Genomic DNA, 15,210 nt, shown 5'->3' on the forward strand with positions numbered 1-15,210 from the left:
CTGATCGATAAAGAGAAACTGTCAACGACAGGTTTACCTGTCAGTTTTGAATATCATCAGTCGGCCAGTTTAACCTCAAGGAGTGGGCAGGCATCTGTTTTGCGCCTGATGGCCGATTTGATAGTAAGAATACAAGTCGAAGATTCTATCGTTGTTATGATGCTTTACGAATATGGCAGAGACCAACTTGCCCACAAACTGACTAACATTGTCTCTGATAAACTTGAGATAGCGCTCAAAGTGGATCAACCTCAATTCCCTTTTTCCTCATCTCCGCTTGTATTTGCTTCAGGCGAGAATCATAAAACAATATGATGGTCTTCAGGTTTGGGAACTGATCGACATCTTCAAAAGACTGGATATTAAAGTCATCCGTAGAGCCGCTCCAGAATGGAATGATGTTCATGTAGATGTCATTACCGCCATCTTGCATGAGCTCAGCCACTTCTGGTGCCAACCGTTCGTCTATTTGTAATTGCTCGAAGTATTGCAGCGCCTCGGGTATGATGTCATACCCTTCCGAGTCTACATCGATGGTGCGTGCTTTGTGTCGTTTGGCGAACTCAAAGATGTCGAAGGGTGGGTGGATCAATTCTTTCTCATACATCAACACCTGGATCACCGCTAGCTTGAAATTGAGATCCTTAAACTGCAGGGGCTTGCCGTCAATAGCCTTGAACGCATAACGGTCGGGTTCGGGTATGACCTCAGGCACATATTTGGAAATCTCAACAGTAAGAATCTCGTCCTGATCATTCAGGTCGAGGAATACCATCGTGTCACCGGCAATCCAATTGGCATGTGTATCCGTGGGTTTCTTTTTTGTCAACGTATAGGCCGGCAGCGGTACGCCTGCGAGCGTAATCGCACCCTGAAAAATGGAAGCAGGGAGAAATTTGTAAGTCTTTTCTTTCTTGATCTCAAAAGCGATCGCGTCCACAACGGTTTCGTCCTTAGAATAAGCATAAACGCCCAGCGCATGCCAAGTGTAAATCGTATTAAACTTGACTTTATTGGTGACGGCGTCAGCGCCAAAAATACCTTTTACCGTGTCGAGCGGCAGCGGAAAAGTGATGACCTGTTGGTCGATGGTGATCTGATGTGATAGAATAGAAACCGTATGCATAGCGTTGGATAAAAACTAAAAAGCAGCATCTGCTGGAAGTTGGCCGCAAGCTCGAATATACTACAACGATAATTCTCCACAAGTATATGGTTTTTTAGCATTCAGCAAGGGAAGGGATTACCCGGGATATGCTTTAGGACCGTTACTTATGATTAAGGCTTTTTGCGTTGAGTTTAATGCCAAATTATGATCAAGCATCCGCTGATAAATCTATTTAACATAATATAAATTATATAACTTATACTTGGCTAACTGTCTGACCCAGTTATATAATTTGACGTTAAATAGCCGCACATTCCAGCGCACAGCTTAGTGCAGTCCTCATTTGAAGCGCTGATCGGTAATCATTAATTTTACTGTTGCTAATACCAATGCTTAAACTAAAAGTTTTGCCAGTATACCAAGGTGATTGTATGATCCTCACGGTTCCAATGGAAGATGGGGAAATTAGGGTAATGGTTGATGCCGGCACAAAGAAAAGCTATGTTAAGGGTAGCTTGAAGAAGGAACTGATGGAAGGAAAGATTGTCCACCTCCTTATTCTGACCCATACTGATGATGACCACATTGGTGGTTTTTTGAAATACCTCGAAGATGAAAAGAGGTTAGTTAGTCTATTTAGGAAAGTATGGTTTAATACAGGAGCCTTGATTAGTAAGGAACTAAATCTCCCTGAAAAAGCAGAAAGTACGATTCATATATCTGATGCAGACGATCTAAAAATGAGTGTACGGAACAGTCGGACTATTGAAGGCTTGATGCAGGAAGAGGGAATTCTGGCGGAATTCATTCTGAAGGCCCCGGATACTCACACATTTGGACCATTAAAATTTACAATGCTTTCACCTAACGAAGAAGATCTTATAACATTCTACAAGGATTGGGAACTTGAATCTAATAAACCTTTGGAAGTCTCGTCAAGACACGATTCTAGTTACTCAATTGAGGAACTTTTAAATAAGAACTTTAAAGAAATTGGATCTCTGGCAAATAGAGCTAGCATGGGTTTTCTTATTGAGCAAGGGGATATTTGTATGCTGTTTATGGGTGATGCGTTTCCTTCGGTAATCTCAAATAATTTGAAAAAGCTTGGTTACAGTTCGACAAATAAGTTACAGCTAAATTTTGTGAAGGTATCGCATCATGGAAGCGCCTCAGGCATTAGCCCAGAGTTGCTGAGCATGATTGACTGTAATCACTTTATCATATCCTCCGATGGTTCCAACGGGCTTCCTACAAAAGAATGTTTGTCACGGATTGTTACACACAGACCGGATAAGATCATTTTATACTTCAATTACAAAAATGAAAAAACGGAAGGCATTTTTCTAGAAGATGATTTCAAAAAATACAATTTTGAAATCATTTATCTGACCGAAGATAATAACTACACAATCTTAATGAATTGACGTGCCAACTATCGAACAACTATACGATGATCATGCAGTGAGAATTATTTGCAATGGTTTTGAGGGCAGCGGTTGCGTAGTTCAACCATTAGCCTCCGATTTCACTTATATTTTTACTGCAAAACATTGCCTAACAGAAACGGATAAATGCAACAAAGAAGATATTAAAGTCTTTAGATATCTGGAAACTGACCCAATTGCTGAGGTGCTCGATGTTCACCTGCATCAGGACCTTGACATAGCTATTATAGTTCTTAAACGAATCAGCAATTTGCAAACTACGCGAATGGCAAAAGCGGCTAAAGGTTCTGAAGTTGTAATTTATGGCTATCCCCTCCTATTAAAAGGTAAAGCCGAGCCCCGGCAGAACGTGATGTGCCGAATTTCATTTGTAAGAAGCACTATGTTCGAAATTACTTCAGAAATAGTTCAATTCACCTTCGAGAATGCCATGCCTGAAACAATACGCGGTCTTTCAGGTTCGGGAATATTTGTCGAGCAAAGCGGTAGTCTGTTCTTAGTTGGAGTCTTATTTAAGCTGAAAGGAAAAGATGGGGCTTATTCTAGCTTATGCGCCTACGATATTCCAGTGTTTGAAAAATTTTTAGTTGATAGTAAACTTCCACCTCTCGAATTAGATGACTTCTCCACAGTCAGTAAAGACTATTCGTTGTTAAATAATGTGTTTTCCATTTCTTTTACTTCGGGTTCCGGCAAGTATTATCATGAAAGAACAGTAGATGCAATCTTTAAAAACTATCTAGCAAATCCAAAAAATATATGGGTAAGTGGACATTCGGGTGTAGGTAAGACTTTACTCGTATTACGAAATCTTAGTATTGAAAATAAAAAGGCTAAGCATATTGATCTAACTTGTTCGGTGTCCGGCAATATTGAAGATTATTTTCATTATATAAATAACGAAATCATTGCTCAATGTAGCTTGACGCTTCCTTCGACAAAACACAATGTGTTTGAAAAAATTTCTGATAATTTATGCCAGATTACCAATAATGAGGATATAATAATTTTCGTGGATGAAGTGCCGATTTCAGTCAAAGAGAAATTCTATGATTTCCTGGCAAGCTTTATTAAGGTTTCTGAACGCTACGCAAATCTTAACAAAAGCAATAATAAAGTGAAATGGATTATCTGTACCCGGATAAATCCTACGGTTCATTTGCTAAGTGGGGATGAAAATCATCCTAACAAAATAAAGGCACATAAAAACTTCATTTTTAAAAACTTTGATTTATGGACCGATGACGAACTTAGTTCACTTTTAGAATTACTTCAGTCCGCGCTGAACTTCTCGATTTCATTCAAATCAGCAAATGAAATGATTAGGACAAGCGAGGGCCTACCCGGCAGATTGAAAAGTATTGTCGAGCGAGTGATCCTCGAAGGCGGGTCTGTATTTGATGCTATTTCGATGATTAAGTCCGAAGGCTACTCAATATGAAAGAAAAGAAGCTGTATAACAATGCGATCATTCCTGATGACCTGTACGTACATCGTGACGCAGATCGTAAGTTAAGAGAAATAATTCTCAGAATGTCCAAACCAGCTTACGTTTCAGTAGCGAGACAGATGGGCAAGACTAATCTGTTGATACAAACAAAACGTGCCTTAGAGAATGAAAATAGCCGATACGTATACATTGACATTACAAACAAGTTTGAGTCTGCGCAAGACTGCTTCAGGTACATTATAAACCAAATCCTAAATGCCAATGAGAGCATTAAGGAATTTCAAGAAGCGGCTCAGGTAATTCTTGCCAAGCGCAAAAATAATTCTGCTAGCCCGACTGAAGAGTATCAAAATGAAATGAGAGAAATACTAAAAAGGTACCCTGGTACAATTGTAGTGTTTCTGGACGAAGTTGATGACTTACGCAAGCACAGTTTCTCTGATGACATCTTTGGACAAATAAGAAAAAATTATTTCATCAATGAGACTTATCCCGTTTTAAAACGAGTTACGTATGTTCTATCGGGGGTAATTGATCCAGAGAAACTGATTAAAACGAAAGAGAATTCTCCATTTAATATAGCGATTCCTATCTATTTAGACGATTTTACTTTTGAGCAATTCTTAGAGTTTGTTTCTAAGAGTGGGTTGGAGCTAGGTAGTGATATCAAAGAGTATATTTATGATTGGCTTCGAGGTAATCCAAGGATGACCTTCGAAATATTATCATTAATTGAGGACGAGCAATTACAAGGCGAACTAATTACGAAGGGAACAGTGGATAAGGCTATTACAGACTTCTACTTAACCAATTTCAAAAATCCACCAATTGATCACATTCGCGACCTTATAAAACATAACACAGAAGTCCGAAAGGCGCTAATTAAATTGAAAAAGGGTGAATCACTTGAGCTTTCGGATGATGTCATTAATAAATTTTATCTTTTTGGCATAACGTCAACGAAGATCGACAAGAAGAACTTGCGAATAAAGAATCGAGTGATTGAGGAAAGCTTATCTGACGCATGGTTAAATAGTATTGAACTTGAGAAGAAAGGTTATTATGACTATGGCTGTGAAAGAATTAAACAGGGTGACTATGAGGGGGGGATAAAAATATTGTTGGAATTTTTACAAAACGAGCCCAAAGGCAATTTTGCAAATCTTGCAAAGTATGAAATTGGAATAGCATACTACGAACTTGGTAATCATGAATTTTCCAATCAATATTTATTGGAAAAACCTATTAGCATGGATCTTTCACCAGAATCGTATTTTACGCAGATAAACTACATAGGAGCCAACTTTATTAAACTTGGCAAAAGACAAGTTGCATCAAAATACTTCGATGAAATTATTCACAATTCACACAACCCTAGTGCAGTAATTAATGCTTACGTTAATAAAGGTGAGTGTTTATTAAATGATGAGGAAAACTATAACGCGGAGAACACTGAATTTACTTATCTACAAGCACTCAATTACGTCAGCGAACATAAAGAAGAGATTCCAACAAGAAATTCTTTACTCGCATTGATTAATTATCGATTGGGATATATTTATAGACTAGAGAACAAGCCACTTGCCGCTGAAAAATTTCGGGAGGCTTTACAATTTGTTGAAATCCATGCCAAGCCCACAATTATACTATTCATCATAACTTGCGAAGATTCATCAGAAATTAAGAAATCATTATTTAAAGAGGTAACAGACCTAATCATTGAAAGCGAAATAGCTTTTAAAGAAACAACTCTTACTATTCCATTGTTTTCGGAAATACAGTTGGCTCTCATTCTTTCGAATCTTGTCGAACTGGAACTAGAAGATGATTTTCAAAGATTACTCCATTATGCGTTAAACGATTTATATTCAGGGGCAATCGAAGAATATCGCTTACTATTTAAAGTAGCCGAAACATCATTAACCAGTAAAAATCTAAAGGCCGCTCAATGGCTGTATAAGCGTGTAATTACGTTTGATGGAATTGATCCACAGATAGAACGAAAATCTGCGTTAATAGCAGGGTTAGTTGAAAGCAGCCATAACTCTCAGGCATCAATTTCATATTTACTTCGATACATTAAAGTGTTTAATGAATTTGACAACTTTCATGAGTCTTTGACTCTGATAGATTTTGATGCGTTCATTCGTGTCATTGATTACTTTAGGGCAGCAAAAAAGTATGACGATGCTTTTAATACAGCTTTAATAATTGAAAAGCATTTTAGTACGGGCCTATCTTCCGAAGGCAAGGCGGATAGCGTTGTGATACTGTTCTACATCATGGATTATTATGCATACTCAGGAAACGTAGATAGTAGTGTTCAGTACGGTAATAAAATTCTTTCATTAATATCGGAAGTAAAGCCGTCCTTAAATTCTCTGTCATATGTGGATAGACGTGGACTAGACAATATTCAAAAGCAGACCCGAGGGCTAATGAATAGCTTGAGGACTGTGAGACAGATTGAGCCAATAAAACTTGGTAAGAGGGAACCAGGCAGAAACGAATATGTTAAGGTGAGATATAAAAATGGGTCTGAAATTGTTACTAAGTACAAAAAGGTAATGGATGAAATTAGTAAAGGGGAATGCATCATAATTGAATAGAATGATTCTTTTGCATCAATACCCATGGTGCACTCCGCTCCTCCCTCCCACTTTAAAAGCTTGACCAAAGCGTTGCTGCCCAGCCAGGAAGTAACCGATGGAGATCGTGTGATGGCCCTTCGCTAAAAAACATTTGAGAAAATCGCGGTGCGTAACCAACTTAGCATACCGGGAACCATTATATAACTTTAAACTTGCTAACACGCTTTTTTATTTCCGTTTTCTAATATTTAGCTTTATTAACCTAACTAGGCCATTATGGAACCGATCAAAGATGTTGAATACCAATATCTACTCCGACTTCTTAAAGACGATTTCGACAAAAAGTGGCTTTATGAATTATTAAGGCATTCAGAAATAGCAATTGGAAGCAAAATGGCTTTTACCGGAGGCTCACGAAAAGATTTATTTACGTTATATGTAAGTGTAGATCCTGAAATATTTGCAAAGTACTTTCGGTTAGTGACGCATGGAAAAAGTGATTTGGCTGCGTTGTATCAACAGATGACAACTATTAATATTTATAAGGTTGAAATGTTTCCTGACCTTGGAAAATATCAGATAATCCATAATGATATTGTGCCAGCGGTCACACCATGGGAAGAAATAAACAATCTTCAACTTAAACTTATTGAAGACCTAAGGAAAGCCGCAGAGACAGTTGATCTTCAAAACATCGGTAATACGTCAAGAACTATTATGCAAAAAATTTCATCACTTATATTTGACCCTGCCAAGCACATACCGCCTGAAGGAGTTAAAGTCAGTGAAGGTATGTTTAAGAATAGGATTGCGACTTACATTGCATCAGAACTGAATACTAGTCAAGATAGAGAGTTGAGAGATTATGCCCGGGCAATAATTGAGTCTACAGACAAGGTCATCGACTTAAGCAATCAGGTAACTCATGATCTTAAGACAAAAAATCTATATGCTGAATGTTGCGTAATTGGCGTGGTGACGACATTAAGTTTATTGAGAGTTATCAATGCAAAAAGAAGTAGTTAACTCCGTCTTCATCCTGCCATCAAACTTAGGGATTTCACTTCTATCACTATCGCTTTTTGCTTGCCCAAGCATCAACACCCATTGTGCAGTCCGCACATCCCTCCCACTTCCGAAGCCTGCCCAAAGCGTGTTGCTGTGCTGCCCAGCCCGGAGTAAACGATGAAGTGTCGTGTAATTTGCCTTCGTTAAAAAACTCTTGAGAAGATTACGGTGTGCCTAAGCAATTTAACATAACGCGGAACATTACGGACGTGCGGTATAGAAAGATGCAAGGGTTCGCTACGCCCGCTCGTAAAAAAATCTCCACTTTGATTCGCGGATAAGCTTCACTTATTATTCAGTTCTTCTTGAGCGAATTTCAGAAAATCGAAAAGTATCTGCATACTATTCGCAAGCTCCTTAAAATTATAGGGAAGACTGTCGTGTTCGTGAATAATGTATAGATGGTATATCTCGAGAAGATATTCGCGAAGCTCACCCGGTTCGGTAAAGTCCAGCAGATTGTTCAGTCTGTCGATGATCTCCGGTGTTACGTGCGGATAGAGTTGATCATTCCACAATTCTACACTGCTAGTAGAAACGGGTTTCTGAATATTTTCTTTTAACATGGAATGCGTCTTTTTAGTACAAATTAGATTAGTATAAATGTAAATATTATTTGTATTAATATCAAAATAATTGGTATTCGATAAGGTCATAAATACAATTCCAGGTGTTATAAATACCAGACTGACAGTGATTTATACCTTTTTAAACGACATTAATACCTATCTTCACGCTTTCTACAGATTCATGGAGAGGATTAATAGGATCAAGGAAGTACTTGTCATTAAGGGAATCAGTCAAAAAGAACTTGCTGAAAAATTAGGCAAGACTCAGAACACTATTGCCTCAATTTGCAATAACAAAACACAGCCGCATTTAAAGGATTTGAAGAAGATGGCTAAAATTCTCAATGTAGATATCCGAGAGCTCTTAGTTCCTACGATGTAGAGTGCGGGTAAGTGTGAGTATACTCTTGCTATATATTCTCGAAATATGGGACCGAAAAAGAAGAAAATAGATGTCAGTAAGAATCGGCCGGGTTGCTATATTTCAATATGCTAATAGAACAAGAGCTACCTACGCTACTGGATTGATAACAAGACACCCGCCTATGTTATCCCCAATCAACCATAATCAAAGAGTTGCTTTCCACGGCATGCTCTAACATTACTTCAAGCTCTTTTAAACCATCATTTGCAAAATCTTTATTCGCCTGAGATACGACTGCATAAATTGGCTGAGGCTCGAATGCAAGTACCACTAAATAATCTTCTTCATTTCGGTAACCGACAGAGCTGTCAAAGTCCAATGCCAATAAATAAAAAATATAATTATGTATTGGAGGTATATTATATACTTCTCCTTTCCAAACTGAGTGTGGGTCTTTCAATAATTTGCTAAAAATTTCTGTTTTAGAGGTATATGTTTGGTTGAGTTTTTTTACTTTGTCTTTGTTAATTTCAAATAAGCCGCACGTTTTGTTTTCACTGATGATGGCGTCAGCGTTTCTTTCAATTTCCGTAAAATTTAATATTACTGACATAAGCTATTGTTTTAAGTATGCTTTTATGTTTAACTAAATTCTCATTTGGGTGGCAGGCAAGATAATACTTTGGCTTCAGAGTCAGAATTAAAAATTGTGACTCAAAAGCTGACGTTAAGAATGGCGTTGCTATATTTCACCATGCTAATAGAACAAGAGCGACTCACCTACTGGATTGATAACTTCTATGGCTACGGCTCATGGGATGCGCAGATCTGGTATATAGGATATGAGGAAAGCGGTGGTGATTTACCTGAAGATGTAGCGGAGAAGTTTAACTATTTATACGACTCTCAAAAGACGTTTGAAACACTCTGTGATATTCGCGAAGTATACAGGCATGTTGCTTTCAGATCCGGTGGCTCAAAGGCTGGTATAGTTTCCAATCTCTATGAGTATAGATTCGATCGCAATGCTACACTGCACGGTGTTTGGAAAAATCTGATAGCCTTTGCACACGGTTACCGAAATGAAGAACTTACGGATGTGCTTGCATACCAACAACAGCGATTTCTTTTGCCTGATGCACGGAAGGAAGCGTTGATCAAGCTATATCCCCTGCCTTGTCCGCATAATCACGGCTGGTACTATAGCTGGCTTGATTTGCCACAACTGAGTTTTTTGAAGAGTCGTGCATTATACCAGGATCATGTATATAATGCGCGCATTGATCGCATTGTCGAAAATATAGCTGCGTATAGACCTCAGGTTGTATTGATGTATGGCATGGATAACATTAACATGCTTAAACAATCGGTGCAAAAAGTTTTTACAGATGTATCTTTTAAAATGGTTAAAGCCGTTAAACAACAGCTTCCACAATATCATCATGCGGATCTTGGTGGTACTACGCTGCTGATTACTACGCAGATTCCTGCCCTGCGCCATAATCGGGTTGAGACCGGTTTCGACTGGCTGGAGTTTGGAAAGACGGTACGATGAGATTGATAATTACTCTCAGGATTTTCTACAGAGACGAAGCAATCACCCGAGTACCGACAAAGCAGTTTTAATGATGTCATCAAAATAGGCTTTGTCTGTGGTTGACTTTGCGGATACCTGTATACCTTTTATAGTGGTTAGGAAAAAACGGGTAATCGCCCTCGCCTCTTGTCGGTTGGTAATTTCTCCGCTTTGTTGCCCCCTTTGTATTGCAAGATGAAAAGCCTCTTCAATCTGTTTTTCATTTTTGCAAAGCATATCTCTTACCTCGGTATCATGTGGAGCTACCTCTACTTCGGCATTCACCATAAAGCAGCCCTTATGCTGTTTATCATTGAGTAAGTTGTTGACGACTAACTCTAACAGCTGCTTGATCGCTTCCTTGGAAGATGTTGCATTGGTCACTATATTATACATTGCGCTTCCAGAAGTATTCTGATAGAACTCCAATGCTTTTAAATATAGCGTATGCTTGTCTCCATAGGTATCATACAGGCTTGACCGGCTTATACCAAGTGAATCTACCAGATCCTGCATAGACGTACCGTTGTATCCCTTAAGCCAGAAAAGGGACACAGCTTTATTTAATACCTCGCTTTCATCAAAATCTTTTGTTCGTGCCATAACGAAAAAAGCCTTACCTGTTTAAAAGGCAAAGCTATTCATTTTTAAGTATGGGTACACTAGCCTCTTATGAGAGAACGTCAAAAAAGAGACCATCGTTCATATATAACTTATCGTACTCCACCACTGGCAATAATCGTTTCACCTGTCAGCCAGCGTGAATCGTCCGATGCTAAAAATACTGCAATGGGTGCAATGTCATTGGGCTGACCTGTACGTCCAAGTGGTGTTGCTTTTACTGCATTGGTGTGGAACTCACTTCCTATAAAACCAGCAGAGTGCGTTCCTTCTGTTTCTACAATACCAGGGTTAATGGAGTTGATACGAATGTTTCGGGCACCAAGTTCTTTTGACAAAACTTGCGTGATTGAATCTACCGCGCCTTTCGTTGCTGTATAGATAGAGCTTCCCGGAGGTGTTATACGAGTTACTGTTGAGCTGATATTAATAATACTGCCGCCCTTCTCACCAAAGCTTTTCACAGCGCCTTTCGTAACCAGTAACAATCCCAATACATTGGTATTAAACTGACGGTTAAATTCTTCAACTGTCACATCTTCTATTGCGCCAAACTGATATACTCCAGCATTATTCACGAGTATATCTACTCCTCCAAATGCTTTTTGTGCTTCCGTAAAGATGTTGTCTACATCTGCCTGATGCGCTACATTACCCTTGACAGCGATGGCCTTGCCACCGTTCTTTACAATTTCGGCAACTACTTTTTCAGCGCCTTCCTTTGCCGATGCATAATTGACAATAACTGATGCTCCTTCTGCCGCCAGACCTTTCGCTATCTCTGATCCAATTCCTTTTGATGCTCCTGTAACTACTGCGACTTTGTTTGTTAACTTTTTCATGTTCTTAATTTTGATTCGTTGTTTTTGGAATAATCGTTCCAGAATAAAACAACATTCCGGAATAATCGTTCCGGAATTCAGGAAATATTTACATGAAGCGTTGTTAACTCTTGCCGGGAGCAATTAGCTAATTGATTCACAGGCGTTTGATACGTGTAAAACAAAAGCATTTTTATAAAATGTTAAGTTGTATTTTTGCTCCAGCGAAAGCAATTAACGCCCGGAATGTATGTATACAAGATGTTGGCAAATTATAAAAGACGATACAAAGAGGACGTTTGAAGTTTGTGGACAGTCGTCTACCGGTAACGCATTCACAAACAATGTGTACAGCATGCAAAGAGCCGGCATGAATGTAAGCTGTGTAACACCTCCTGTAACGAATAAGAATTCAAGCGAAAGCCTTATTAAAATTACAGGCTATACCCGCGAAGACGGACTGCGCGAAAGACTTTTAAAGGAACTACGCGATATAACCTTGAAATTCGTTGATGACAACGAGGGATGGGATGGTTTCTAAACTGAAATATATCCACACAACACGTATCATCATCCCCCTACTCCGACCGTAATATTTTAGCCGGGTTGGTTATAGCTCCCTTGACTACCTGCATACTTACAGTAAGAAACGCAATCAGCATTAATATAGCTATCGGCAATACAAACAGATCCCAGTGTAGTCCGATGTGAAAAGCAAATCCCTGCAGCCACGTATTTATACCATACCAGGAGAGTGGCAAGGCAATGAATGAAGCCACCAGCACAAGTTGAAGGAATTGGCCCAATAGCAGGATTACTATACCGCTGATCGATGCCCCCAATACTTTTCGGATTCCTATCTCTTTCATTTTTTGTGATGTCGTAAAGGATGCGAGCCCCCATAAACCCAGGCATGAAATCGCTACAGCAAGCGTGGCGAACAATCCAAAAATGCTACCGAATTGCTGATCGCTTTTATACTGTCGATTAAAGGAATCATCCACAAAAGTATATTCAAATGGTTCCCCTGGAATCAGCGTCTTGTAGCGTTCATCAATCGCTTCTATGGTAGCAGGTATAGTATGGGCCGCAAGATGAATGGATACCTTTGTGGTCGCGATGGTATCGGCAAGAAAAAGAAAAGGCGTATAGTCTGACTTAAGAGAACTCCAATTATAGTTCTTCAACACGCCTATAATGCTAGCTGTATCCTCTCCTATAACAAGTTGCTCTTTTAATGCTTGTTCTGCTGTGCCAAGTCCAAAGGCAGCCAACGAAGCTTCATTGATAATAACAGACTCCATATCTGACTTAACCCGTGGGTCAAAGTTCTTACCTGCTATAAAAGTAATGTTATAAGTAGGTATAAAATCCGGGTCCACCCAAACGACACTTCCTGACTTAATCTCTGTAACAGGTGTACCGCTCTTGCGGATATCCGCGCCCCAGTTGTGTCCACCGCCAGGCACTGCCCCCGAGGTAGCGATAGCTTTTACACCGGGCATCTTCTTGACTTCTTCTTTGAAGATCTCAAGTTTCTGTTGTGCCGTTTTCCATGGCAACGTACCGGGTCCTGACAGAACAAGCATTTGGTCCATCTGCAATCCCTTGTCTTGTGATTGCATAAAATGAATTTGCCGATAGACTACAAATGTACCAGTAATCAAAATTAAAGAAGCAGCAAACTGAAATACCACCAATGCTTTACGCAATGAAAAGCCACGCCCTTCGCTCCCATTCCCTTTCAATACTTTGGTGATTCGAAAAGACGACAGTACAAAGGCTGGATATATACCTGAAGCCAGTGTGCCTACTATAGATAAACCCGCGAGAGCAAACCAAAGTCGCACATCGCTGAACTGGAACGACAGCTCTTTTCCAATGATATCGCCAAGTACAGGAAGTAACGTAATGGCCAGACCAACAGCCAAAAGTGTACTGATGAAATTGATCACAACCGACTCAAAAAGAAATTGAGTTATGAGTTCACTACGGAAAGCACCAATGGCTTTTTTAATCCCCACTTCGCGGGCACGCTCCATGGCACGCGCTGTTGAAAGGTTAATATAGTTGATCCAGGCAATCAATACTATAAAGACAGCGATCATGCCAAAGAAATATAGGGTACCCCGGCTCACGGTTTCAACATCACCTCGCAAACCAGGATGAAGATGAATGTCACGAAGCGGCTGCAGCTTCAATTCTACATGCCCATTGTAATCCTTCCATTTGGGATCAAGTCTTCGTCTGCAGAAATCAGGAAACTTTTGCTCCGCTGTTTGCTGGTTCGCACCATCATTCAACTGAATATAGGTTGTAAAATTATTCCACGCCCAGCCATCATCATTCTGGTATTGTGTACTTTGAAGTATAGCATAGAGCGGAACGAGTATATCAAAATCAAAGTGTGAGTTCTGTGGTATATCTTCCATAACTGAAGATACAGTATAACTCCCGCTCATGCGGCCACCGGCAAGTGTCAATGTCTTTCCGATCGGATCAGCAGCGCCAAAGTATTTATGGGCCACAGACTGCGTAAGTACGATGGCATTCGCCTGGTCAAGGGCTGTTGATAAATTACCGGTAAGCGTTTTAAAGGTAAAGGCTCGAAGAAAGGTAGAGTCGACTGCAAGTATATTCTCTTCGTGAAAAACCTTAGCGTCACTTTCGCCAGACTCACAGGTTACCACTGAATGTTCTGTATGCGTGCGGATATATCGTTTTACTTCTGGTAAGTCGGTTGCCAATGCAGGGCCAAGCCCATAGGTAGTCATTATATTTGGAGACTTTCGTTCTTCATTCTGAATGAACGTCCGATTGATGCGGTATAGCGAGGCTGCGTTCACATTAAATGTATCGTAGCTTGTTTCGAAGTCTATATACTTTAAAATCACAAGGCATGCGCAAACACCCATCGCCAGGCCAACGATATTGATGAATGAAAATGTAGCGCGCTTGCGAATATTTCGAAAAGCCAGTGTAAAATAATTTTGGATCATAGATATACTGATTAGCGAATGTGATCGGCTACGTTGAAACAGCTTCATATACTCCGGGCGTAGATAACGAATTACACTACTTGCAAATTTCCAATGCGCACGTGAAGAAGATTCCAGGCAATGTTTTCTATAGAGCTCGGTCAGGTCACCTTCAATTTCATCCAGACAATCTTCGCGGCAAAACCAGCGAAGGAACTTTAACGCGTATTTAGGGGGTGCTGCATTCATGAGCTAAACGATATCTTGGGAATAAGTTGATATAGCTCTGTGCGTAACTCATATTGTTGATCAAGCACTTTTTTTCCATAGGCGGTGATTACATAAAACTTCTTTCGTCTTCCACCTCGTTCTTCGGTAATGCCGCCAAAATGAGATTTTATAAATCCCTTGTCTTCCATGCGCTTCAAAGCCACATGTATAGCGCTGATATTATACTTGCGCTCCATTCTGGTTTCAAGTGATTCCAGGATGGCCACACCGTAGGCTTCGTCATGAAGAGCGGCAACCATCAATAATACCAGCTCCTCGAATTCACCAAGAGATTGATCTTTCATACTATTTACTTAACAAACGTGAAAATAATACATTAGTTTCA

Annotated in this window: 14 protein-coding genes; 7 read left to right on the top strand and 7 right to left on the bottom strand. The window is 39.7% G+C overall.

Going from position 1 to position 15,210, the window contains the following annotated elements:
• Positions 1-235: 235 nt before the first annotated feature.
• Positions 236-1,126: a DUF6892 domain-containing protein gene (locus B5Y40_RS12050; protein WP_079686901.1), complete on the bottom strand. Its 891-nt coding sequence runs from the start codon at positions 1,124-1,126 to the stop codon at positions 236-238.
• A gap of 371 nt (positions 1,127-1,497) precedes the next feature.
• On the opposite strand from B5Y40_RS12050, the gene B5Y40_RS12055 reads away from it, so the two are divergent.
• The 4 genes from B5Y40_RS12055 (at position 1,498) to B5Y40_RS12070 (ending at position 7,623) form a co-directional block, all read left to right on the top strand.
• The gene (locus B5Y40_RS12055; protein WP_079686902.1) at positions 1,498-2,535 is read left to right on the top strand and encodes a ComEC/Rec2 family competence protein; all 1,038 of its coding nucleotides are present in this window, start codon (positions 1,498-1,500) and stop codon (positions 2,533-2,535) included.
• Between the two features lies 1 nt (position 2,536).
• A complete protein-coding gene (locus B5Y40_RS12060; protein ID WP_079686903.1) occupies positions 2,537-3,997 on the top strand; it encodes a trypsin-like serine peptidase in 1,461 nt (486 codons plus the stop codon).
• Complete coding sequence (locus B5Y40_RS12065; protein ID WP_079686904.1) at positions 3,994-6,615, top strand: AAA-like domain-containing protein; 2,622 nt, start codon at positions 3,994-3,996, stop codon at positions 6,613-6,615. The genes B5Y40_RS12060 and B5Y40_RS12065 overlap by 4 nt, the downstream gene beginning before the upstream one ends.
• Positions 6,616-6,873: 258 nt before the next feature.
• Positions 6,874-7,623, top strand: a complete 750-nt coding sequence (locus B5Y40_RS12070; protein ID WP_079686905.1) for a hypothetical protein — start codon at positions 6,874-6,876, stop codon at positions 7,621-7,623.
• Between the two features lie 326 nt (positions 7,624-7,949).
• Here B5Y40_RS12070 and B5Y40_RS12075 read toward each other — a convergent pair whose 3' ends face one another.
• The gene (locus tag B5Y40_RS12075) at positions 7,950-8,231 is read right to left on the bottom strand and encodes a hypothetical protein (protein WP_079686906.1); all 282 of its coding nucleotides are present in this window, start codon (positions 8,229-8,231) and stop codon (positions 7,950-7,952) included.
• 184 nt (positions 8,232-8,415) lie between these two features.
• Between B5Y40_RS12075 and B5Y40_RS12080 the strand changes: the two genes are divergently transcribed.
• A complete protein-coding gene (locus tag B5Y40_RS12080; protein ID WP_079687182.1) occupies positions 8,416-8,616 on the top strand; it encodes a helix-turn-helix transcriptional regulator in 201 nt (66 codons plus the stop codon).
• Positions 8,617-8,782: 166 nt separating this feature from the next.
• Here the strand turns inward: B5Y40_RS12080 and B5Y40_RS12085 are convergent, their stop codons facing one another.
• Positions 8,783-9,211, bottom strand: a complete 429-nt coding sequence (locus tag B5Y40_RS12085; RefSeq protein ID WP_079686907.1) for a hypothetical protein — start codon at positions 9,209-9,211, stop codon at positions 8,783-8,785.
• 96 nt (positions 9,212-9,307) lie between these two features.
• Between B5Y40_RS12085 and B5Y40_RS12090 the strand changes: the two genes are divergently transcribed.
• Positions 9,308-10,153 (top strand): hypothetical protein, encoded by an 846-nt coding sequence (locus B5Y40_RS12090; RefSeq protein ID WP_143785713.1) that lies wholly within the window; start codon positions 9,308-9,310, stop codon positions 10,151-10,153.
• A 42-nt stretch (positions 10,154-10,195) separates the two neighbouring features.
• Here B5Y40_RS12090 and B5Y40_RS12095 read toward each other — a convergent pair whose 3' ends face one another.
• Entirely contained in the window at positions 10,196-10,777 is a 582-nt protein-coding gene (locus B5Y40_RS12095; RefSeq protein WP_079686909.1) for a TetR/AcrR family transcriptional regulator, read from the bottom strand.
• A gap of 110 nt (positions 10,778-10,887) precedes the next feature.
• Positions 10,888-11,637 carry an SDR family NAD(P)-dependent oxidoreductase gene (locus B5Y40_RS12100; protein ID WP_079686910.1) on the bottom strand — a complete coding sequence of 250 codons (750 nt, stop codon included), beginning with the start codon at positions 11,635-11,637 and terminating at the stop codon, positions 10,888-10,890.
• A 229-nt stretch (positions 11,638-11,866) separates the two neighbouring features.
• Here B5Y40_RS12100 and B5Y40_RS12105 point away from each other — a divergent pair, with 229 nt between their 5' ends.
• Positions 11,867-12,157, top strand: coding sequence for a hypothetical protein (locus B5Y40_RS12105; RefSeq protein WP_079686911.1), 291 nt, complete (start codon positions 11,867-11,869; stop codon positions 12,155-12,157).
• Positions 12,158-12,194: 37 nt separating this feature from the next.
• Here the strand turns inward: B5Y40_RS12105 and B5Y40_RS12110 are convergent, their stop codons facing one another.
• The gene (locus B5Y40_RS12110; RefSeq protein WP_079686912.1) at positions 12,195-14,843 is read right to left on the bottom strand and encodes an ABC transporter permease; all 2,649 of its coding nucleotides are present in this window, start codon (positions 14,841-14,843) and stop codon (positions 12,195-12,197) included.
• Complete coding sequence (locus B5Y40_RS12115; protein ID WP_079686913.1) at positions 14,840-15,169, bottom strand: PadR family transcriptional regulator; 330 nt, start codon at positions 15,167-15,169, stop codon at positions 14,840-14,842. Before B5Y40_RS12115 ends, B5Y40_RS12110 begins: the two co-directional genes overlap by 4 nt.
• Between the last annotated feature and the right edge of the window lie 41 nt (positions 15,170-15,210).

The sequence above is a fragment of the Ohtaekwangia koreensis genome (assembly GCF_900167975.1).
Lineage (GTDB): Bacteria > Bacteroidota > Bacteroidia > Cytophagales > Cyclobacteriaceae > Ohtaekwangia > Ohtaekwangia koreensis.